Source organism: Geobacter metallireducens GS-15 (assembly GCF_000012925.1).
GTDB lineage: Bacteria > Desulfobacterota > Desulfuromonadia > Geobacterales > Geobacteraceae > Geobacter > Geobacter metallireducens.
Map to the genome: position 1 here is coordinate 100,145 of NC_007517.1, position 22,377 is coordinate 122,521.

A 22,377-nucleotide genomic window follows, 5' to 3' on the forward strand; every position below is an offset into this window, starting at 1 on the left:
GATCAATATGCCCATCACAACAGCTGCTTTGGTGTCATTAACCCTAATAGCAGATTGAATATCTGTGATCGAGGCGTATAGGAATGCCAATATTTTTCCATCATTCTCTTTGCTCATTATCATTACCCTTTAACACCCCTTGTGCTTATCACTCAATGGCTTGCAAAATGTACTATTAACCTCGATTCTTACGCTGTAGCAATGGAGGATGCAGTATTCGTTTTGTTACATTTTGTGGTTCTATACTCATGAGTTTCATGCAACTGACTCTCCTACTACCTGCAATATTACGAAGGGTTCTCTCTACCTCGGTAAAACGCCACTGTATAGTATCTTGTTTGATAGAATTGTAAAGATTTTTGGTCATCAGCATCTTATTAGCAGGATTCTTGTCGCGATCTTTTATTGCGCTTTGCAACCTACATGCAACGTTCAGTGGCCGTCCCACATATTCGTCACGATGGTTCAACCTTATCTTGATTAACCGTCCGCGATCCATTCCGATTGTTAGACCTATAATTTCTGGTGGAGTTTCTAAAACCGGGTGGATTTTCTGCTCATAGAGATGTTTAAACGTGGTGCACAATTTTCGAATGAATGGAAGAAGCTTTTCTCCGTCAATATTGTGATCAAATAGAAGAATCCAGCCATCGCCAGTGAAGTTATAGAGTCGGAAAGGAAAGTTATCTCCTTGTTCTACGATGAATTTCTTTACACCTATCAACAAATTACGCCATTTTTGCAAATTGTCGGTGCGATGAAGATCTTCAAGAATATCTGTAGATGAGCATATGTCGAAAACTAAAACAGCGGCCATAACTTCCTGCGCCATGTCAGACTCTTGTGTCATTAGTATATTCTCCTCTGTTCAACATAATTATTGAGCGGTTCACGCGCACGCGCGCATGAACCGCTCATCCCCCCAAACAGAACATTTCTCCCGTAACAGGATTTCCCGCCTCACGCCTGAGGCTGCTTCCCCCCCTTCGCCATCAACGCATTCAAATCCACCCCCGGCAGCAGCCGGGTCAACTGCCCCATGAGCCCGTCGCCGGCTGTGCCGCCGCCGGAGACGAGCACATCGGGGACGATCTTGATCTGGCCGTTTTCGATGGCGGCGGAGATCAGTTCGACGATCTTGATCTGCTTGATGGCGTCTTCGCCGATGGCCTCTTTCTGTTTCGAGTAGGCCTGGGCGGTGGCGTCGCCGATGGCGGCGATCTTTGACGCCTCGCCGTCGCCGATGGCCTTCAGCCGCTTCCCTTCGCCGGTCCCTTCCAGGGCCTGGGCTTCGGCGGTACCTTCGGCCAGGGTGATCATCTCGGCCTTCTTCTGGGTGGCCACCTTCACGGCGATCTCAGACGCCACGAGGGTAGGCTGCTGGTCGGCGGTGGCCCGCATCTTCTCCATCTCGGTCCGCTCGGCCTGGGAGCGCTGCTCCATCTTGTACATCTCCTGCTGCTGCTCGGCGATGATCCGCTTGGTCTGGGTCTCCATCAGGTCTTCGGGGAGCTTGATCTGGCATATGAGTACGGAGACACACTCCACATGGTACCTCTCCAGGTCGATGCGGGCACGGCTCTCGGCTTTGGACTGCTCTTCGGAGCGGCTCTGGAGGAAGTTCATGGCCGAGGCGGTAGAGGCCTGGTTGCGGAAGGAGGAGTCGATCATGGGGTGGATGACGTGCTGGATCAGGTTGTCGATGGATCCCACCTTTGCCACCATGTAGGGGGCCTGGTCGGGCCGGACGCGGATGACCACCTTAACCGCCACCTGGATGGGGAAGCCGTCCTTGGAGATGACGGTGAGCTGGTCGAAACGGGTGTCCTCCTGGTCGTCCCAGTCGATGGTGATGTTGGTGGTGTCGATGATGTAGCACATGAAGGCCCGGCGGTTCAGGTAGTAACGGCCGGGTCCGGCCACCTCCTCCTGGATCCCCCGGAACCCCTTGGGGACCACGTACTTCTCTTTCCCCTCCTCGATGGAGGCGCCGGTCTGGGATGAGCCGAGCCGCTTCTTCATCTCCTCCGTCGGGTCATCCCCCACGTTGGAGACGATGACCCCCACCTGGCCCCGCTCCACCACGGCCACATCGTCAATGGCGACGCTGAACATGAGGGGGTTGATGTAGTAGGTGCCGGGGCGAAGGACGTCGAGCTGCGGTCCCCGCTGGCCGCTCTTGGTGAGGAAGGCGGAGCCGTCCTGGTAGTCGTTGTGGCCGGTGATGGGGGAGGCGACATACTCCCGCTCCGGCAGGGGGATGCCGTCCAGGGCGGTGACCAGACCGATCTTGTTGGCCTCCACGACCGCCGCCGGGGCGATCTGGATCTGGAACAGGTTCAGGTTGATCCGGTAGGTACCGGGGAGGAGCACGTCGATCTGGGGCCCCTTCTGGCCGCCGTTTTTCAGGAATGCCTCGCCGTTCTCGAAGTTGGAGTGCTCCGGCACGCTCTGGGCCAGGAGCCGCCCCATTGGGATCGGTTCGCCGTCCTGGGCCGTGACCATCCCCACCTCACCCTTGGCGATGACCACCGCCGCCGCCTTCATGATGCGGAAGAGATTGGGATGGATCCGGTAGACCCCCGGCGGCAGGATTTCGATCTGGGGTCCCTTCTGGCCGCCGTTCTTGATGAATGCCTCGCCGTCCTGAAAGGAGTTGTGCCCCGGCACCACGTTGGCGAAGATCCGCCCCGCGGGGATGGCCGAGCCGTCCGACGACTCCACCATGCCGATCTCCCCTTCGCTGATCTTGGTGGCGAGGCTCTTGGTGACCTTGAAGAGGTAGGGGTTGATCCGGTAGTTGCCCGGCGGGATGATCTCGATCTGGGGCCCCTTCTGGCCGCCGTTCTTGATGAACGCCTCGCCGTTTTGGAAGGAGGCGTGCCCCTCCACCGCCCTGGCGAAGATTTTACCCTCGGGGATGGCGGCGCCATCCACCGACTCGACGATGCCGATTTCCGTGTCCTTGATCTCGGTGACAGTCCCCTTGGTCAGCTTGAAGAGGTAGGGGTTGATCCGGTATTTCCCCGGAGGGAGCACCTCGATCTGGGGCCCCTTCTGGCCGCCGTTTTTGATGAAGGCCTCGCCGTCCTGGAAGGAGTTGTGACCGGTTACCACCTCGGCGAAAATCCGCCCCGCCGGAATGGCGTTGCCGTCCACCGATTCGATGAGGCCGATCTCGTTGTCGAGGATTTCCGTGAAAACGCTCTTGGTCGCCTTGTAGATGAAGGGGATGAGGAAATGGAGCCCCGGGCCGAGGGTGCGGGCCTGGATGCCCACCTCGTTCCCCAGGGCCACGACACGTCCCTGGGGCATCTTGCTCCCGAACCAGCGCCGCTCGATGAGGGCGATTTCGTTACCGCCGACAATGACGATTGAGGCATAGAGGAGGACGGCAATGGGCACCAGTGCGGCAAAGTACCCCCAGTGGTCAAGAACGACATTTAATAACATTCGGATTCCTTTCGTGGTGCGGATGTGAGAGGGATGGGGGGCAATGCCCCTAGGACTGTTTTAATGGGCACGCTACTCCCGCACCCGCATCAGCTCCGCCATGCGGACTGCGGGCCGGTCGCTGACCGGTTTACCGTCGTGGTAGAAGGTGACCAATTGCAGGTCGCCACCCTTGAAGGCGCGGACAGCCACGTCGTCGGGGCTGAAGGTGGCCCTTCCCAGGGACTTTTTCGTGGGCCAGTCGATGCCGCTGTAGGAGAGGTAAACCAGCTTGGAGCAGTAGACCCGCTCCTTGGATTCCACGTCGAAGTTGAAGTCGTAGGGCTTGCCCACCTGGCGCAGGGCCTGGATGATGATCCGCCCCCGCTCGTCCCGGCCGGCGGCGGCCTTGCGCAGGATGCCGAGGCTGTCCACGTTCATGAAGTGTTCCAGTGTGTTCATCTCCACCCCGGAACGGAGGGCCTCCACCACGAGCCGTCCCTCACGGATCTCCCCGTGGTGGCGGGCCACCACGGGATTGTCCCAGATCCCCAGCTCCTTCAGCTCCGCCTCGCTGCCGATCCAGACCGCCGCATGACCCCAGTAACCGGGAATGAGCTTGTCGGTGAGCCGGAAGGGGGTCTTCTCCAGGAGGATGTCGCCGGACCTGAGGGTTGCCGAAACATCATGCGCCACGTCGCCCCGCAGGGCCAGCTTCCCCTTGCGGGTCTCCACCAGCCCCACCGCGTTGCCGAAGAGCATGCTGAAGACGTTGACCCCTTCCCGCTCCATTACGGTGAGGGTGTCGGTGGTGGCGGCCCCCAGGAAGCCCAGCTTGCGGCCGATAACGTAGAGGGGCGATACCTTCTCGACCATGGTGTACGAGGGGCTCTGGGCGATGAGGGTGGCGAGGTAGGAGGTTTCCGCGCCGTCGCGGAGGAGGGCCGGGTGCTTCTTTGATTCGCTCTCGAAGAACGAGATGGCCCGCCGGACCCGCTGCCGGTTGGCGATGGAGTTGTAGTTGAGGGTGACCTTCGAGAGGGCGGCGCGGGTCACGGCATAGCCGGGATCTTTTTCATTGAGGATGCGGCGCAGCTTGGCGTCCCCCTCAAAGAGGGAGACCGCAAGGAGGTAGTTGTCATAGAGGACCAGGGCCGAGGCCAGGGATACCATCACCCCCTTGAGACGGGCCTCATCGGTGATGCCGGCCTTGCTGAGTTCGGCGGTCGAGGCATCGAGCCAGCATTCGTGGCTCTCGGCCACGGCCAGCATCTCGTCCCGCAGGGTCAGGTGCTCGGTGATCCCCTGGTTGAGAAGTGCGATGTCATCGCCGGTAAGGGGTTTGCCCTGGTCCACTTTGGCGTGGACAGAATTTCCCACCTTGATGGTCTCGGCCCGGAGTGCCAGGGCCCGTTCCGCCAGGGTCCGGAAAGCAGTCATTTCCTTGGCGAGGGATTGGTTCACCGCCGCCCGGCCACCGCTGTGGGCCGCGGCAAGGTGCTCGCGGCAGGCCGCCTGGCGCTGGGCCAGGGCTGTGAAGGGTGAGAGGAGGGCAGCCATGAGCAGCACGGCAACGGTGATGCGCCTCATTCAGTGGTCTCCATTGATAGAATGATTTTTTGACCCCCCTGCTCGCCTTGCTCGCTTCCCCCCTACAGGGTAGGGGGGACTGAGGGGGGTCACAATCATCTCTTCGGCAATTGTTCCCCATAACTTTTAATAAATTTTTTGAAATTAATCCAGACGTCATTGAAGCCGAAGGATTGCATCTCGGCCTCGGCGTCAGCCAGGGACCACCCCTCCACCTTCATCCGATAGGCGGCCACCACGATGCCGGTCCGGTCCTGGCCATGGCGGCAGTGGACAAATACCGGCTGGTTAGCCGGGTCGGCCATGAGCACCACCACCCGGTCCACCTTCTCCCGGAGACCGTCGCGGGACATGGCGATGGGGATTGCAATGGCCTTCATGCCGGCCGCTTCCACCTCCCGCTGTTCACTTTCGGTGGTCCGGAGATCGATGACCGTCCGGATTCCCATCTTCCGCAGGGTCTCGTACCCCTCGGGTCCCGGCTGGGCGCCCCGGTAGATTCCCGGCGCCACTCGTCCCCCATTTGATATCCCCGGCAGATGATAGATCCGTTCGGAGAGCCTCGCTTCCGGAGGGAGAGTGACGGACGCTTGTGGTTGGGCCGCAGGCGTCTGGCCGGTTACCGCGCTACCGACGGCTGATCCCGCTCCCAGCGCAATGATCAGGCAGGCAACGATGGTTGGCCGAATGGTGATTGATGTCATGATGTTCTCCTATGTTCTCGTAGTTAAATGAAAACTGTCCATAGCTTACCCGGTTTCACCCCACTACCGCCAGAGCCGCCTCCTTCACCCCCCGCAGGTCCAGCTTCCCGGTCCCCAGCAGCGGCAGGGCGTCCACGGCCACGTAGCAATCCCGCCCCGGCTTCCAGAGGTTGGGGAGGTCGCTCTCGGCCATGAGCCGGTGGAGGGTTTCGGCATCGCCTGCCTCCCGGGCGAAGACCACCACGAGCTTTTCCCCCCGCTTCTCGTCAGGGATGCCGGTGACGGCCACGACGCCGGTCATCCCGAGGCGGGCGTGGAGAGCGTCTTCCACGGCGCCGTGGGGAACCATCTCCCCGGCGATCTTGCTGAAGCGGGAGAGGCGGTCGGTGATGTGGAGAAAGCCGTAGTTGTCCAGCCGGCCGATGTCGCCGGTGACGTACCAGCCGTCCTTTACCACCTCGGCGGTCTTTTCGGGCTTGTGGAGGTAGCCGAGCATGACGTTGGGCCCCTTGACGAGGATGAGCCCCGCCTCCCCCTCGGGAAGCGCGGCAAAGGTGTCGGGGTCCACTATCTTCACCACCACGCCGGGGACCGGGAGCCCCACGCTCCCTTGCCGGGAGGCGATCTGGCGGACCCCGTTGACCTCCACGTCGGGAAGCGACAGGGAGATGACCGGCGACAGCTCCGTGGCGCCGTACCCCTCCATGGGGCGGATGCCGAACTTCTCCTGGAAGGTGTCGGCCAGCTTCGGCTTCAGTTTCTCGGCGCCGGTGATGACGAGGCGCAGGGTGGCAAAGTCCTCCTTTTTGGCTCGCCGCAGGTAGGCCATGAGGAAGGTGGGGGTGGCGATGAGGAGGGTCGACTGCCGCTCCCGCACGGTTTTGGCGATGGTTTCGCCGTCCAGGGGGTTGGTGTGGTAGACCGCCGAGAAGCCCGAGAGGAGCGGGAGCCAGAGGGTGCCGGTGAACCCCAGGGAGTGGAAGAAGGGGAGAGCCGAGCAGATGTTGTCCCGCTGGGTGGCGCGAAAGACCATCCGGAGCGCCTCCAGGTTGGAGAGGATGTTGTGGTGGGAGAGCATGACCCCCTTGGGCTCCCCGGTGCTCCCGGAGGAAAAGATCACCGTGGCGAGGCGGTCGGCATCGAACCCGGCGGGGCGGGCGAAGGTGCGAAGCGGGAGGAAGCGGGCCGTGAGAAACGCCCGGCGCTTGTCGCCGTCGGTGAGGCCGGCGAGGAGGTCCTCCACGTAGAGGACACCGGGAAATTCCGGCAGGGTGCCGAGCTTCTCCAGGAAGACGCGGGAGGTGATGGTGGTCGTAATGGCGCACTGGGCCAAGGCCGAGCGGATACCCTCCGGCGAGGCGGTGTAGTTCAGGTTCACCGGCACGATGCCGTTCAGGGTGAGGGCAAGGTTCACCAGGGCGCCCCCCACGGTGGGGGGGAGGCAGACACCGACCATCTCCTGGCCGGGAGTTGCGTCCTTCAGCTTCGCCGCCAGGGCCACGGCGCCGGTGAGGGCCCTGCCGTAAGTCAGCTCCCGGCCCCCGGTGTCAGCCATGGCAAGGCGGTGCCAGTTCTCCCGGGCCGTCTCGGCGAAGAGCTCCCCCAGGGCGCGGCGTCGGGGCTTGCGGGCCTCGAACCAGGCCGCGGAAAGCTCCATCACGGCCCGGCGCACGTCGTGGGGGGTGCTCCCGGCCGGCACGGGCGCGCCGAAGAGGACCGTCACCCGGTAGGGGATGAGGGAGGGGAGGCGGGAGAGGAGCCTGCCGTGGGCGTAGGAGAGGGCGCTCCCCCAGGCGCCGCCGATGTAGACCGGGATGATGGGGTGGCTCGTCCCCTTGACGATGTGCTCGAAGCCCCCCTTGAACCGGTTCAGCATGCCGGTGCGGGTGATCTCCCCCTCGGCGAAGATGCAGACCAGGTAGCCGTCGTCCAGGGCCTTGCGGGCGGTGGCGATGAACTCCAGGAGGCCCCTTTTCCCGTCCCGGGACGAAACCGGGATCACCCCCATGAGGGCGCAGAGCTGCTTGAGGCCGGGAGCGCTGTAGATCTCCCGTTCCATGACGAAGCGGATCCGCCGCTGCTGGGTGGCGAGGAGGATGAGGGCGTCGAGCCAGGAGACGTGGTTCGCCACCAACAACGCCCCCCCTTCCACCGGCACGTGGCGGTCGTCGATGGTGGTCACCCGGTAGCGGATCCGCATGACCGCCAAGGCGATGAAGCGGAGGAGGAAATCGGGGAGGACCCGGAGGGTGACGGCCGTGAGGACGAGGGTGATCGCCCCGAGAACCGTGAAGCAGCTGCCGGGGGAGAACCCCAGGGGGCCCGAGAGGACCCAGAGGAGCCCCGAGGCCAGAAGCACCCCGACCCAGCTCAGGAACGACGAGGCGGCCAGGACCTCCCCCCGCCGGTCCGCCGGTGCCCGCAGCTGAATGAAGGACTGGAGCGGCACGATGAAGAGGCCGGCGCTGACGCCGAAGAGAGCCACCACGGCCAGGACCGCCCACAGGCTCGCCGGCATCATGGCCAGGACGAAGGAGCAGACGGTGAGCCCCACGGCCCCGATGGGGACCACGCCGAACTCCACGGTGCGCCCGGAGAGCCGGCCGGCCCAGAGTGACCCGGCGCCGATGCCGATGGCAGCGGCCAGGAAGAGGTAGCCGCTCTGCTCTTCGGAGAGGGCGAGGATCTTCATGCCGTAGGGGAGGAGATTCAGCTGACAGAAGGCCCTCACAAAGAGGAAGTAGGCGGCGCCGATCACCGCCAGGAGGAGATAGCCGTCGCGTTTCAGGCTCCGGAGGGTGCGCCAGTAGCTGGTCGGCAAGAAGGAAATCGCCCGGTCCGGGGCCACGGCCGGTGTCGGGGGGAGGGTGCGGGCGATGAGAAGCCCGGCCACGGCAATGGCCACCCCCGCCAGAAGAGCCACGCCGTGGCGCCCCCCTGCCAGCTGCACGAGGAAGGGGGCCAGAGCAGTCCCCCCGACGATGGCGAGAAAGGAAGCCATCTCCAAGAGGCTGTTGGCTTTCGAGAGCCCCTCCCGGGGGACCAGCTCCGGCACCACCCCGTACTTAGCCGGAGCGAAGAGGGCGCTGTGGGTACCCAGGAGAAAGACCGCCCCATAGAGAAGTGGAGGGGAGGCCAGGAAGAGACCACTCACGGCCAGGAGGGCGATCCCCACTTCCAGCGCCTTGACCCCCACCACGATCCGCCCCTTGGGAAAGCGGTCGGCCAGGGAACCGGCCAGGGCCGAGAAGAGGAGAAACGGCGCAACGAAGGCGGCGCTCCCCATGGCGGCAATGGTGCCGGCCTCCTCCCGGCCGTAGCGGCCGATGAGGTAGAAGACGATGATCAGTTTGATGAGGTTGTCGTTCAGCGCCCCCAGGGCCTGGGCCAGGTTCAGGCGGCGGAAGGAGACGGGTAGGGTGGTCGGTTCGGTGGTATTCATGGGAAGCTCCGGTGTTTGATGGTGTCAGCGATCCCGAGTACGCCTGCGGCCCGGAACAGGATCTCCTCTGGCATCCCCAGGGCCAGCTTCAGGGCCACATCCTGATCCCAGGGGTTACCGATGACGGCCAACCGCCGGGCCTCCAGCGGCCCGAGCCGGAGGAGGTGGAACCAGGGGGAGGTGAGCCCCGTGGCAGGCAGGGGCATGTCGGTGCCGTAGAGGAGCCGGCCGTGAATGTCCCGGTGCGCCAGGACCCGCTCCAGGTGCCCCAGTCGGTTCAGCTGGGTGAGGGCCGAGATGTCGGCGTAGAGGTTCGGGAATTGGGCAAAGAGTGGAAGGAGGCGCGCCAGGTTCGACTCCCCGTGGCTTTGTCCGCTGGTGGCGCAGTGGGCGGCAATGACAGTCACCCCCTCTTCCAGGGGGAGCCGGAGACGCGCCGGGTCGGCCAGGGCGTTGTCGGCCAGGGTGAATGACTCCTCAAGGCCGGTGTGGGTCAGAAGCGGAAGCCCCAGCTGGGCCAGGTGGCGATAGAAGGGAACGAGGCACCGATCCGCAGGGTCGGTCCCCTGGATGGAGGGGAGCCACTTCACGAGCACCGCTCCGGCGGCGGCAGCGGCGTCGAGGCGCTCCAAGGCGTCGGGGCGCTGGGGGTTGACGCTGGCGCCGAAGAGGAGGTTCGGGTAGCGGCGGCACTCCCGGGCCAGGAACTCATTGGGAATGTACATCTCGGTCCGGTCCCGATCCAACTGGCCGCTGCCGTCCACCACGCCATCCATGGCCAGCACCACGGCCTGCTGGACCTGGGACGAAGCGGTGAGCCGCTCCGAAATACGCCGGAGCACCAGGCTATCACCCTCCCGCTCCAAGTCCGCATTGGTCACGCCGAAGGATTTGAGGTAGAAGCGGTACTTCCAGCTCCGGCGAAGCTTCGGGGAGATGAAGCAGCCGCTGTCACCGGCGCCGATGCCGGCGGCATGGCAGTGAATGTCGATGACGGTCATTTCCGGCTCCGGTGGTTCATGCGGCAGTCGGTGATGGTCTTTACGGTCATGGCAGTGAAGACCGGGGCGGCGGCAACGGCGCTCATCAACAATAGGGCAAGTGGGGTGAACATGGCAACCTCCCGAACAATGGTTTCTGCTCAGAAGATTGCCGATAACATGCCAAGTCGGCTACCGCCTGAGATTGCCAATGATTCTGGATTGTTGCAGTCAGACGGCAATCGCTCCTGCTGATTAGCGGCAAATCGTGATTGACATTTTATGAATGGCAACTATACATCGAATGTATGAAAGCTATCGAGACAATACTGGCGACGGAGCGGGATTTTTTTGCCAAGGTGGCCCGGGCCGCCTTCCTCAATCCCTTTGGCGAGAGCCGCGACGAACTGGACCTGCTCCTGGCGGGAACTGGTGCCGGTGACCGGGGCGGAGTGCTTGCCGCCATCATTGCCCGGGTGGCCGAACGGACGGCCGTCCTGCAGCGGGAACTGCGGGGCAACCACCACCGCCTGCCGGCTGCCGACCGGGAAACGGTCCGGACTGTGCTCCTCTTCGATCTCTTTCATCGGTTCCTGGACTCCTTCGACCGCCTGATCCGGGAGCAGGCCGTCGGCGGCGACTCCCCCTGCCCCGTCCCCTTTGCCGGCGGCTTCCAGGCCGCCTTCGCGGAGGCGGGCTTCTCCGAGACGGAAAGCCGCCGCTACCTGGGCCTCTTCTACCAGCTCCGGCGGGCCTTCTACTTCATCCGGGAAGGGCTCGCCGGTTCCAGCCCGTCGCTGCGCCGGGTGCGGGAACACCTCTGGCAGACCCTCTTCACCCACAACATCCGGTGGTTCGACCAGTACCTCTGGGACCGGATGGAGGACTTCTCCGTACTCATCCTCGGGGAGACCGGCACCGGCAAGGGGGCCGCAGCCGCGGCCATCGGCCGGTCGGGCTTCATCCCCTTCGACCCGAAAACCGGCCGGTTCAGCGAAAGCTTCACCCGCAACTTCCTGGCGGTGAACCTCTCCCAGTACCCGGAGGGGGTCCTGGAGTCGGAGCTCTTCGGCCACCGGAAGGGGGCCTTCACCGGCGCCATCGATCACCATGAGGGGGTCTTCAGCCGCTGCACCCCCCACGGCGCCATCTTCCTGGACGAGATCGGCGAGGTGCCGCTGCCGGTGCAGGTGAAGCTCCTCCAGGTGCTCCAGGAGCGGAGCTTCTCGCCGGTGGGGAGCCACCAGCGGCTCCGCTTCAGCGGCCGGGTCATCGCCGCCACCAACCGGGACCTGACCCGCCTGCGGGAGCAGGGGGAGTTCCGGGACGACTTCTACTACCGCCTCTGTTCCGACGTCATCACCATCCCACCCCTGCGGCAGCGGCTCCAGGAATGCCCCGACGAGCTGGGGGAGCTGGTGGCGGGAATCCTCACGCGCCTGACCGGGACCGCGCCGAAGCGGGAGGTGCAGCTATTGCGCAAGGCCATCGAACGGGAAACGGGAAAGGGATACCACTGGCCGGGAAACGTGCGGGAGCTGGAGCAGGCGGTGCGGCGGGTACTGGTGACGGGACATTACCGGGGGGAAGAGAAAGGGGCGCCGTCCGGCGTGACGGAGCAGTTCCTGGCGGACGTGGCGGCGGGGGGGCTCGATGCCCAGGGGCTTCTGGCCGGCTACTGCCGCATCCTGTACGAGCGGCACGACACCTACGAGGAGGTGGCCCGCCGGGCCAACCTGGACCGGCGGACGGTGAAGAAGTATCTGCAGCAAGCAGGGGAGTGATATCAAACAAAAAAATCAAATCGCGGATGGATTTAGGTCAGATTTGGTCGGGCCGAATGAGTACAACCGCAGGCGTAGCAGCGCTACGTCGAGGATTGTGCGATTGAGAACCGGCCAAAGATGGCCTGAATACGGCCGCGATCAAACCCGCTCCAACCCTGCAAACCGCACCAACAGCTTCTTCGGCCCCACGGAGTTGAACCAGACGATCACCTTCTGGTCGTCCCCCTTCCCCTCGATCTTGCGGATGACGCCGACGCCGAACTTGCCGTGGCGCACCTTCATGCCGAGCCAGATGCCGCCGTCCTCGGGCTCGTCGGGGATCACCTCGATGTCGTCGAAATCGGGCTCGATCTCCGTTTCGAAGATGCTCGCCAGGTTGTGGCGCGTCGGTTCGGCGGCTGTTGTCTCCCGCTCCAGCCCCCGTCCTGCGCCGAAGCCGAAGGAGGACTGGTACTCGTCTTCCAGATCCAGGAGATCCCGGGGAACGTCGGCGATGAAGCGGGACGACATGTTCACCTGGTCCTGGCCGAAGAGTCGCCGGCGGCGGGCGTTGGTGAGGATCAGCCGCTCCCTCGCCCGGGTCATCCCCACGTAGCAGAGGCGCCGCTCCTCCTCCATGGCCTCGGGGTCGTCCAGGGAGCGGACGTGTGGGAAAAGCTTCTCCTCCATTCCGATCATGAATACCACTGGGAATTCGAGCCCCTTGGCCGCGTGGAGGGTCATGAGGGTGGCCGATTCCCGCTTCCCCTCGCCCCGCTCCAGATCCGACACGAGGGCCACCTGCTCCAGGAAGGCGGCCAGGGTCTTCTCGTCGCTCGTTCGCTCGAACTCCTCCATGGCGGAACAGAGTTCCTGGAGGTTGTCGAGGCGGTCCTGGGCCTCGTCGCTCCGCTCTTCCTTCAGTTTGGCGGCGTAGCCGGTCCCGTCGATGATGCGGGAGGCGAGCTCCGACAGGGGTACCGTGCCGGCGAGGCCGGCAAACTGCTCCATGAGTGCCATGAAGCCGGCGATTTTCCCCCGGGGGCCGGTGGAGAGGAGTCCGCTGGTGGACGCCTCGCTGAAGGCGTCGTAGAGAATGATCCCCTTGCGGAATGCCAGCTCCGCCACCTTGTCCACGGTGGCGTGGCCGATACCCCGGGCCGGGACGTTGATGATCCGCTTGAGGGACACCTCGTCGGCGGGGTTCACGAGGACCTTCAGGTAGGCGAGGATGTCCTTTACCTCCATCCGCTCGTAGAACCGCATCCCCCCCACCATGTGGTAGGGAATCCCGTCGGCCACCATGGCGTCCTCGATGACCCGGGACTGGGCGTTGGTCCGGTAGAAGACCGCCACGTCCCGCAGATCCCCGCCGCGCCGCACATGCTTCTCCACCTCCCGGCAGACGAAGCGGGCCTCCTCCCGCTCGTCGGAGAGGCGCCGGTAGACAATGGCCTCGCCGGCCGGGTTCTCGCTCCAGAGGGTCTTGGCCTTGCGGCCGCGGTTTTTGGCCACCACGGCCCCGGCCGCGGCCAGGATGTTTTGGGTGGAACGGTAGTTCTGCTCCAGCTTAACTGTGACCACGCCGGGAAAATCCTTCTCGAAGTCGAGGATGTTCCGGATGTCGGCCCCCCGCCACCGATAGATTGACTGGTCATCGTCCCCCACCACGCAGAGGTTGCGCCGCTCCCCGGCCAGAAGCCGCACGAGCCGGTACTGAATCGGGTTCGTATCCTGATACTCGTCCACAAGGATCCAGCGATATTTGTCCCGGTAGCGGGCCAGCACCTCGGGGTGCTCTTCTAAGAGACGGACCGTCAGCATGAGGAGATCGCCGAAGTCCAGGGCGTTGCACTTCTTCAGCCGCTCCTGGTAGGCGCCGTAGACCCGGGCCAGCATCTCGCCGGTGTAGTCGCCGGTGGGGATCTCCCCGGGGGGGATGCCCCGGTTCTTGCAGTCGTCGATGGCGGCGGCAAAGGAGCGGGCCGGGAAGCGTTTCTCGTCCAGGCCGAGGCCGGCGATCACCTCCTTCAGAAGCTTTTCCGCGTCCTTGTCGTCGTAGATAGCGAAGGAGGAGTCATACCCCAGGTGGTGGATATCGCGGCGCAGGAACCGGGCGCAGGTGGAGTGGAAGGTGGCGATGAGGGGAGCCTCGCCGGCTCCCACGAGCCGCTCCACCCGCTCCCGCATCTCGCCGGCGGCCTTGTTGGTGAAGGTAACCGCCAGAATCTGCCACGGGGGGACGCCGAGGTTGCAGATCAGGTGAGCGATACGGTGGACGATGACCCGGGTCTTGCCGGATCCGGCTCCGGCCAGAACCAGGAGCGGCCCCTCGCCGTGGAGAACCGCCTCCTTCTGGGGCGGGTTGAGATTTTTCAGAAGGTCCATGGGAGTACCTTTTCACACAGTGGAGACTTGGATCAACGGCCCATATTTACGGCCCGGGGGAATTTAGTCAAGAATGTTTGTGGTATAGTTGCCAGGTTAAATATCCATCAGCCATGGATTCGAGGAGGAGCCACGATGAAACGGTACTGCACCATCAAGACCCCGTTGGGCGACATGGTGGCGCTGGCGGAGGGGGACGAACTGAGCGGGCTCTGGTTCACGGATCAGAAGTACGTGCCGGCGGATGCCGGAGACCGGATGCACGACCAGGATCATCCCCTCTTTGCGGAGCTGCGCCGGCAGCTGGACGCCTATTTCGCCGGCATGCTGCAGACGTTCGACCTGCCGCTGGCGCCCCAGGGGACCCCGTTCCAGATGGCGGTCTGGGAGCTTCTGCGCACCATTCCCCCGGGGACGACCACCTCCTACGGCGCCTTGGCTGTCCGCATGGCCCAGGGCAGGGGGGGGCGCATTACGTCGGCCCGGGCGGTGGGGAGCGCGGTGGGGCGCAATCCCATCGACATCATTATCCCCTGCCACCGGGTGATAGGGGCCGACGGTTCCCTTACCGGCTATGCCGGCGGGCTTAAGCGCAAGGCGGCCCTCCTGGCCCTGGAGCGGGGCGGCGGGTTGCCGCCGGGTTGATGCCAGGCGGTTCCCCTCCCGCTAAAACTGTGCTAGGGTGAGTCCATGTCGATGGAGTCACCTGAACACGAGGCAGCACCCTCTCCCCCCCGCAACCGCACCAAGGAGACGATCCGCGCCATCAAGTGGCGGCTGGGGCTAGTCCTGTTCGCCTTGGTCGCAATTCCGGTCCTCCTCCTGCCGCGCCGCCTGGCCGTGGGGCTCGGCGCCCGCGGGGGCCGGCTCGTTTTCCTCCTCATGGGGAAGCTGCGGCGCAAGACCGTGGCACACATTGAGAGCGCCTATCCCTACCTCGGCACCCTGGAAGAGTGGGACCCCGCCGCCGGCACGCCGGAGGAGATCGCCCGGCGCACCTTCGCCAACATCGGCCGGACCGCTGTGGAGATCATTAAGCTCTATTTCGGCCAGGGAAAGGGACTTGTCGACCGGACGGAACTGCGGGGATTGGAGCACGTTCGGGCGGCAAAGGCGCGGGGGAAAGGGGTCATCTTCATCACCGGCCACTGCGACAACTGGGAGCTAGTGGCCCACGCCTTCGGCACCAACGCCGAGGGGATGGCGGTGGTGGCGAGGCGGCAGAAGTTCGAGCCCCTGACACGGCTGCTGGAACGGCTCCGCAACCGGCACGGCAACAGCATCATCTACTCCGAGGGTGCGGCCCGGCAGATCTTTTTCCGGCTCCGGAAGAACGCGGCCATCGGCCTTCTCATGGATCAGTCAGTCCCTTTCCACGAGGGGGAGCTGGTGGAGTTCCTCGGAAGAAAGGCCTGGACCACCACCATGCCGGCCCTCATGGCGGCCAGGACCGGCGCCGCCCTAGTCCCCGGTTTCGGCCACCGGGAGGGGGACCGCCACGTGGTGGAGTTCTTCCCTGAAATAGCCCCCGATCCTTCCGGCGATCCCATCGCCACCACCCGCCTTCTCAACCGGGCCATCGAGCAGTACATCGCCCGCCACCCCGACCAGTGGCTCTGGGTCTACAACCGCTGGAAGCGGGTGACCCGGGAGCAGCAAGGCTAGGCCGGCCGTCTCCCGGCGGCGTCCTTCAGCTTCTCCATATCGAAAATCACCACCCGGCTCCCTTCCACCTCGATGAGCCCCTCCTCCTTCAGCTTCCGGAAGGCCCGTGACAGAGTCTCGCTCACGGTGCCGAGGCGCGACGCCAGCTCTCCCTTCTTCATGTCCAGATCCAGGTAGGTCTTTCCCTGGAACGCGGTGGACTTGCGTTCGGCCAGTTCCACCAGGTGGGCGGCGAGGCGGGCCGGCACCTCGGCGAAGGTGAGCTCCTCGATCTGGCGGGCGAAGCGGCGGAGCATGAGGGAGAGGGAGACGATGAGGTTCAGGGAAAAGCGGGGGTTCCGCTCCAGGATCCCCATGAACCCCTCCCTCGGAAAGAAGATCGCCTCCCCCTTTTCCGTGGCCCGGGCCTCGGCCGGGTACTTCCCGTCGCCGAAGAAAGCCGCCTCGGCAAAGGTCTCGCCGGGATGGACGAAATGGAGGACCTTTTCCTTCCCGTCGGGGGACACCTTGCAGAGCTTCATGCTCCCCTGGGCCAAAAGGTAGAAGCCGCTGGCCGGCTCCCCTTCCGAGAAGAGGGACTCTCCCCGGGCAAAGGGGCGCCGCGTGGCGATGGCCGCCACGTCGGACAGGTTCTCGCCGTCAAGGCCGGAAAAGAGGAGGGATTTTTTCAGGATCTCGGTTAGTTCCACGGAATATCCTTTCAATATGGATTAGGTGTTGAGTGCCACGACATCGTGGACAACTTTTTGTGCCATGACATCGTGGACACTCATCTGAATCACCGCAGTTTGTAATCGAATTCCTCGACCTGATTTTTATCCAGGAAGAGTTTCAGTTTCTGTTCTTTGACATCGATAGTCGCCACCACGTATTCAAGCGCTGTCTCCGGTGGAACCGAGAAGCATTCGCCGAAGATGTTCAGCTTCAGGTCACTGCGGATAAGGCGGACAGCATGATATTTTCCGACTTCTGGCTTCTTCAGGCGATGCCTGGGAGGTTCATCCTCAGTCGGGAACCTCAGTTGCACATGCGAGGTGGCCAGTGCTTTCAGCGGCGTACTCCCCTTTAGCTTGCTGTAGCGATACTTGCTGTTGTGTCGCTGCTCAAAGGTCAGTGAGCCGACTTTCAATTCCTCTTCTGAAGTCATGATGACTTTGCCGAGGAACCGTTGTTGGTACCGGTCGTTGAACTTTTCGATCATGCCGTTTCTCCATGGTTCAGCCATGGGTATGAACCATGGTTCGACATCGTTATGCAGGCAAAGACGAATCAGTGGTCCCATGCCGCGGGGATGTGTCGGGCTGCCGAAGAATGACATGGCATTGTCAACCTGGAGTCGTTCTGGGATGCCTAGTCGTTTCCAGACTTCCCACAAACCGTCAATGACCATCTGACCAGCTTTGGACCGAGATGAGTGCAACCCGCACCTGACGGTTGCTGTATCGACAACATTCAGGCTGTAGAAGCGAATTGGCCCTGTCAGATAGCATGGACCAACGAGATCAGCTTGGTGCGTCTGGTTCGGCAACGCTGACGGCAGAACTGGGTAAAGCGTCCCTTTGGCTTCGTATTTGCCGGTGCGCCGATGTGTCAGTTCATTCCTTGCAAGAATCCGATTGATGGTTCTGGTAGAAGGCAACGGCTTGACACCCAGGTCCTCCAACTCCCACAGGATGGCCTGTGCACCACAGAACAAGCCCTTGTTGTAGAGATTGAGGCGAACCATTTTGACGATTTCTTCAATCTCTGCCGTTGTACGGTTCGGCATGGATTGTGGGCATCGGGATCGCTCGTCACTCCATACAGGGTCATCTCCATTCTGGCGAGCAACCCATTTGTATAGCCAGGAACGAGACTTGCCGAGTGATGTGCAAATTGATTCCGGGGTTTCGCCGTTTCTGAACCGTTGAACGGCCAACACCCGAAGCTGCTTGTTTTTATCTTCCATGAACACCTCCGAGTTTGATGTGGTGTTCACAGAATGCCGTGGCGACTATTCGATTGTCAGAGAACTTTGTCTACGATGTGCTGGCACATTTTTCTGTCCACGATGTCGTGGCACTCAACAATTAGGAAATAAAAATAACACAGAGCAACTGAGCAACAGAGAGATCAGAAGGGTAATTCGAAATCCAGCCTGACTCTACAAATAGAAGCGTTATTTGACTCAGATTGTTCTCCGTTGCTCAGTTGCTTGTATGTTTCAGTAACCGGTTATATGTTCTCCAGAATTGGACACGACAGCTTGGTCGTTGCTTGGGCCAATTGAGCCCGTCACAGAGCGTAATGCGTCGTGTCCATCTTTCCTCAACCCGAACGGTTGCTTGGGCCGAAACGAGCCCGAATTTTCGCAAGAAAGGGACTGGAGAGAATATGGAACCCAATGATGCAGTTGTTGGAGTCGACGTTAGTAAAGAGCATCTTGATGTCTACCTCATGCCAACTGGTGACCAGAAAAGGGTGACTAACGATGATGCCGGTTGTGCTGAGCTGACGACGTGGCTCATTACGAACGCCCCTTGTCGGATTGTTCTCGAAGCCACCGGCGGCTTGGAGATGCTAGCTGTCAGCACCTTATCAGCAGCGGGTCTGCCAGTGGTCGTGGTTAATCCTCGGCAGGTCAGAAACTTTGCCAAAGCATGCGGGCTGCTGGCGAAGACCGATATTCTTGATGCCAAGATCATTGCCCGATTTGCCCAAGCCATCAAGCCTGAAATCAGGCCGCTCAAGGACGAGACAAGCCAAAATCTAGCAGCACTGCTGGCCCGCCGCCGGCAGTTGGTCGAGATGCTTGTGGCGGAAAAAAATCGCGTGATTTCCGCTGCACCTACGGTCCGCAAAGGCATCATGACCCATATTGCCTGGCTGACACAGCAGATCGATGACGTTGATAAAGACATCTCAACTCTTATTCAGTCCAGCGAATCCTGGAAGGCAAAAGAAGAAATCCTTACCAGTGTCAAGGGCATCGGCCCTGTGACTGCGGCCACCATACTGGCAGCACTTCCGGAGTTGGGGACCATTTCCCGACAGCAGCTTGGCGCTCTGGTCGGAGTATGCCCCTATAATCGGGACAGTGGCAAATTCCGTGGAAAGCGCGCAATCTCCGGTGGCAGAGCAACCGTGCGTTCTGTCCTGTACATGGCAACATTGTGTGCCGCCAGGTTTAACCCGGTTATAAAAGCCTTCTATCAACGCCTTACAAGCGCCGGAAAACTTCACAAAGTCGCGATCACCGCTTGCATGCGAAAACTACTCACCATCCTCAATGCCATGGTGAAAAACAACCAGAAGTGGGATCACTCGAAATTCACTCCACTTCTGCACTAATTTGTTGACTGAGAACACGGTTGCTTGTGTTCCAAATACTTTTCAGGGTCAGAAATCGACACCAAGCTCCGCAAGTTGTCGCAGGGCCGTGCCGGCCCAGTCCCGGTTGGCAGCGGGGCTGGCGGGGCTGGGGTGAATGATCCGCCCCACCTCCACGTCAAAGCCCTCCAGGGCCTCGTGGCAGCGCGCCTCGGCGAACGCTCCGACGCCGATGACCACCCGTGGCCGGAGCAGTACCACGGTCCGGCGCAGGGCCAGGTCACAGGCGGCGAAGAGGGGCTCCTGCTCTCCCCGGCGCAGTTTGTCCGGGGTGATGTTGCCACCCTCGGCGGTGAGGAAGAGGAGCGGGCAGTAGTTGGCCACGAAAAAGCGGGCAAAAAACCGCTCCGGCGTCCCGAACCGCTCCCGGATGAACCCCCAGAGCCGCCGGCCGCTCACCTCGCTCCGCCGGCAGGCAAAGCCGTCGACCCGCTTTTTGGGGTGCTCGCCCGCCGGCCGCGTGACCGTGCCGTTGATCCCGAGCCACTCCGTCACCACCGCGACCTCCCCGAAGGGGACGCCGGTCTGGGCCATCCCCCAGGGGCCGGGGTTCATGCCGACGAAAAGGACTTCCTTGGGAGGGGAGCCGAAGCGGGAGAGATAGGCGACATGGGGCTCCCGGGCGTAGAGGAGGGGATTGTAGACGTGGGCCACCGGCGATGAGAAGGAAAGCCCCGCCAGGTCAGCGGCAAGGGCATCGGAAATAGCCGCGAGACCGGTCATCGGCCCGCCTCCAGGACCCGCTTGATCCGCTCCTCGGTCACCGGGTGGGTGGAGAAGTAATCGCCCAGGGATTTTTTCTCCTTCTTCCCCTTCTCCTCCTGCTTCTTCCGGTGCTCCGCTTCCAGGCGGCCCAGCATGGCGGCATAGCTCTTCAGGGGGATGCCGCGGCGCTTCAGGTAGGCTACCGCGGCGTCGTCGGCCTCCGTCTCGAAGCTGCGGGAATAGGAGGCGTCGACGAGGACCGTGGGAAGCGTGGCGGCCAGGGAGGTGATGGAGGTGATGTCGCCGGTGATGGCGGCGATAATGAGGCCCGTGGCCGAGTTCTGGAGCACGTGGCGCAGGGCGTGGCGGTGCCGCACGTGCCCCATCTCGTGGGCCAGGACCCCGATCAGCTCGTCATCGCTTTGGGCAATCTCCACGAGGCGGTCGGTGACGACGATGATCCCCGACGGCAGCGCCAGGGCATTGGCCCCCAGCTGGTCGCTCCGGCGGAACTCCAGCCGGTAGCCGGCAGCAAAGGGAAGATCCCGGCCCATGCGGGAAAATTGGGCCGCGATGTCCCGGCGCCGGGCATCGGGGAGCCGGGACGGCGTGAAGACAAGCTTGTCGAGCATCGCCAGGCTCTCCCGCCCCAGGGAGACCTCGGTGACCGGGGGAACGGCCCGGGCGACCTTGTCAGCCAACGCGGGAATCCCGAAGGCGACAAAGCCCCAGACCACGGCCACCGTCGCCACGAGGGCCACCAGGGCCAGGGGGAGGCTCCGCTCCCACCGGTGGATGGCTGCCGAGGCGCGCCCTTTCCCCTGGCGCCGCATGAGCTCGTCCACGAAGCGGGTGTCGCTCACCTCGCAGAGGGCCCCGGACGGGAACCGGACCGAGCGTCGCGCCGTGGAAAGGGGGGAGGAGATGGCGAGGCGGGAGAGCTCCGCAGAGGTCTCAACCCCCTCCCCGGCCACCAGGAGGCGGTTCCCCTCCAGGGTGAGGCGTACGGTCCGCCGGGCCGAGGTCCGGCCGTCGTAGTAGATGCCTGGGGCCGTCATCACAGGGCCACGTCGATCCCGAAGATATCGCCGATCTCCTCGCCGGTGGCGCTCACGTCCCCCTGGAACCCTGCCCGGAACGCCTCCATATCCGCAATCCCCTCGACGGAAAGGGTCTCGAACCGGTACCGGGCCAGCCGCACCGACGCCCACGGGATCATGAGTCCGAGGCTCCCCATGATGGCCACGGCGTTGGAGAGATAGAGCCAGGCCATGTCCCGGACCCGCATCCGGCTCACAAAGCTGCTTCCTGCGATGCCGGTGCTGTTCCAGGTAAGGTTCGCCAGGGCGGTCTGCACGTAGACCACGATGAAGAAGTAGAGAAACGGCAGGGTGAAGATCATGAGGGCACCCACCATCATCTGGGTCCGGTGCAGGTCGCCGCCGGCCAGGAGCGCCCCCCCTTCGGCCAGGGTGGAGATCACGTAGAAGGCCGCCGGCATCACCACCACCAGCAGGAGCACGAGCCACCCAGCCGCCTTCAGGAAGAGGACGTAGTAATCCTTTCCCGTGGCCGTGAAAGTGAAGGGGGTACGACCGAACGAGCTCCGCTCCACGAGAAACTTCTTCTGGCGATAGATGAGGTAGGGGAAGATGAGCCCCAGCGTGAACGGCACCAGGAAGGCGAGGCCGGCAAATATTACGTAGGCCTCCTGGTAGTCGTCCCGGAAGGCAAAACGGAGGCTGCGGTAGCTGGAGTTGCGGTTGTTGAAAAGTCGCGAACGGACCACGAGCCACGGCACCGTCAGGAAGAAAATAGAACCGAGGATCTTGGAGATGCCCGGCGTATACCGGGTTCCGGCCGTGTAGACGAGAAACGCCAGCACCCCGATGAGCCACCCGCGAAAGAGGGCCTTGGGGTCGGCCAGGTAGTCGAAGGGGCTTCCATCCAGAAGCGTATTGCCATAGAAGTAGCGGCGCTTGCGGACCTTGGCCCAGGCCGAGTAGACCCCGAGGGTCACGATCTTCAGAAGCGTGTTGACGATCCAGATGCCGAAATATTCCTTGGCCGTGCCGGTGAAGGTGAAGCGGAGGGTCCGGGGCTGCGCCGGCCGCCGTGGTTCGGATGGAGCCGACAATGGCGGGACCACTGCCGCCGATTCGCGCGCGGCTGTCACGGCAGCGGGAGGAGTGCCCCGGTCAGCCGTCCGGGTAAAGATGAAGGTCTCCTTGCAACGGGGACATTTCACCCGCGCCCCGTTGGGTACGGTCCCGGCGGGCATCTCCTTCGCGAAGCCACAGTGAGGGCAGCTTACGGTTTCCATGGGAGCCCCCACC

Annotated in this window: 16 protein-coding genes; 4 read left to right on the plus strand and 12 right to left on the minus strand. The window is 62.9% G+C overall.

The window, feature by feature from the left end:
* Positions 1-175 precede the first annotated feature (175 nt).
* From GMET_RS00410 to GMET_RS00435, 6 genes are all read right to left on the minus strand, one after another.
* On the minus strand, positions 176-850 hold the full coding sequence (locus tag GMET_RS00410) for a hypothetical protein (RefSeq protein WP_004514781.1): 675 nt from the start codon (positions 848-850) through the stop codon (positions 176-178).
* Between the two features lie 110 nt (positions 851-960).
* The gene (locus GMET_RS00415) at positions 961-3,453 is read right to left on the minus strand and encodes an SPFH domain-containing protein (protein WP_004514780.1); all 2,493 of its coding nucleotides are present in this window, start codon (positions 3,451-3,453) and stop codon (positions 961-963) included.
* Between the two features lie 72 nt (positions 3,454-3,525).
* Positions 3,526-5,022 (minus strand): YiiX/YebB-like N1pC/P60 family cysteine hydrolase, encoded by a 1,497-nt coding sequence (locus tag GMET_RS00420; RefSeq protein WP_004514779.1) that lies wholly within the window; start codon positions 5,020-5,022, stop codon positions 3,526-3,528.
* Positions 5,023-5,117: 95 nt separating this feature from the next.
* The gene (locus tag GMET_RS00425; RefSeq protein ID WP_004514741.1) at positions 5,118-5,726 is read right to left on the minus strand and encodes a fused DSP-PTPase phosphatase/NAD kinase-like protein; all 609 of its coding nucleotides are present in this window, start codon (positions 5,724-5,726) and stop codon (positions 5,118-5,120) included.
* A gap of 55 nt (positions 5,727-5,781) precedes the next feature.
* Positions 5,782-9,168 carry an acyl-[ACP]--phospholipid O-acyltransferase gene (locus tag GMET_RS00430; RefSeq protein WP_011365621.1) on the minus strand — a complete coding sequence of 1,129 codons (3,387 nt, stop codon included), beginning with the start codon at positions 9,166-9,168 and terminating at the stop codon, positions 5,782-5,784.
* Positions 9,165-10,169: an amidohydrolase family protein gene (locus GMET_RS00435; RefSeq protein ID WP_004514743.1), complete on the minus strand. Its 1,005-nt coding sequence runs from the start codon at positions 10,167-10,169 to the stop codon at positions 9,165-9,167. Before GMET_RS00435 ends, GMET_RS00430 begins: the two co-directional genes overlap by 4 nt.
* A gap of 287 nt (positions 10,170-10,456) precedes the next feature.
* On the opposite strand from GMET_RS00435, the gene GMET_RS00440 reads away from it, so the two are divergent.
* Positions 10,457-11,932 (plus strand): sigma 54-interacting transcriptional regulator, encoded by a 1,476-nt coding sequence (locus GMET_RS00440; protein ID WP_004514745.1) that lies wholly within the window; start codon positions 10,457-10,459, stop codon positions 11,930-11,932.
* Between the two features lie 141 nt (positions 11,933-12,073).
* Here the strand turns inward: GMET_RS00440 and GMET_RS00445 are convergent, their stop codons facing one another.
* Positions 12,074-14,302 (minus strand): ATP-dependent helicase, encoded by a 2,229-nt coding sequence (locus GMET_RS00445; protein ID WP_004514746.1) that lies wholly within the window; start codon positions 14,300-14,302, stop codon positions 12,074-12,076.
* Between the two features lie 135 nt (positions 14,303-14,437).
* Here GMET_RS00445 and GMET_RS00450 point away from each other — a divergent pair, with 135 nt between their 5' ends.
* Positions 14,438-14,947 carry a methylated-DNA--[protein]-cysteine S-methyltransferase gene (locus tag GMET_RS00450; protein ID WP_004514747.1) on the plus strand — a complete coding sequence of 170 codons (510 nt, stop codon included), beginning with the start codon at positions 14,438-14,440 and terminating at the stop codon, positions 14,945-14,947.
* Between the two features lie 45 nt (positions 14,948-14,992).
* Positions 14,993-15,967: a lysophospholipid acyltransferase family protein gene (locus GMET_RS00455; protein WP_011365623.1), complete on the plus strand. Its 975-nt coding sequence runs from the start codon at positions 14,993-14,995 to the stop codon at positions 15,965-15,967.
* Here GMET_RS00455 and GMET_RS00460 read toward each other — a convergent pair.
* Both GMET_RS00460 and GMET_RS00465 read right to left on the minus strand, forming a co-directional pair.
* Complete coding sequence (locus tag GMET_RS00460; protein WP_004514749.1) at positions 15,964-16,656, minus strand: Crp/Fnr family transcriptional regulator; 693 nt, start codon at positions 16,654-16,656, stop codon at positions 15,964-15,966. The two genes, GMET_RS00455 and GMET_RS00460, sit on opposite strands and share 4 nt — an antisense overlap.
* A gap of 89 nt (positions 16,657-16,745) precedes the next feature.
* Positions 16,746-17,915, minus strand: coding sequence for an IS481-like element ISGme9 family transposase (locus GMET_RS00465; RefSeq protein WP_011365616.1), 1,170 nt, complete (start codon positions 17,913-17,915; stop codon positions 16,746-16,748).
* 425 nt (positions 17,916-18,340) lie between these two features.
* Between GMET_RS00465 and GMET_RS00470 the strand changes: the two genes are divergently transcribed.
* Positions 18,341-19,297: an IS110-like element ISGme8 family transposase gene (locus tag GMET_RS00470; protein ID WP_004513407.1), complete on the plus strand. Its 957-nt coding sequence runs from the start codon at positions 18,341-18,343 to the stop codon at positions 19,295-19,297.
* A gap of 48 nt (positions 19,298-19,345) precedes the next feature.
* On the opposite strand, the gene GMET_RS00475 is transcribed toward GMET_RS00470, so the two are convergent.
* From GMET_RS00475 to GMET_RS00485, 3 genes are read right to left on the minus strand one after another with little or no spacing between them, the layout of a single operon-like run.
* Positions 19,346-20,059 carry a uracil-DNA glycosylase family protein gene (locus tag GMET_RS00475; RefSeq protein ID WP_004514100.1) on the minus strand — a complete coding sequence of 238 codons (714 nt, stop codon included), beginning with the start codon at positions 20,057-20,059 and terminating at the stop codon, positions 19,346-19,348.
* The gene (locus tag GMET_RS00480; protein WP_004514101.1) at positions 20,056-21,099 is read right to left on the minus strand and encodes a M48 family metallopeptidase; all 1,044 of its coding nucleotides are present in this window, start codon (positions 21,097-21,099) and stop codon (positions 20,056-20,058) included. Before GMET_RS00480 ends, GMET_RS00475 begins: the two co-directional genes overlap by 4 nt.
* Entirely contained in the window at positions 21,099-22,364 is a 1,266-nt protein-coding gene (locus tag GMET_RS00485; RefSeq protein ID WP_011365625.1) for a DUF898 family protein, read from the minus strand. The genes GMET_RS00480 and GMET_RS00485 overlap by 1 nt, the downstream gene beginning before the upstream one ends.
* Positions 22,365-22,377: the final 13 nt, after the last annotated feature.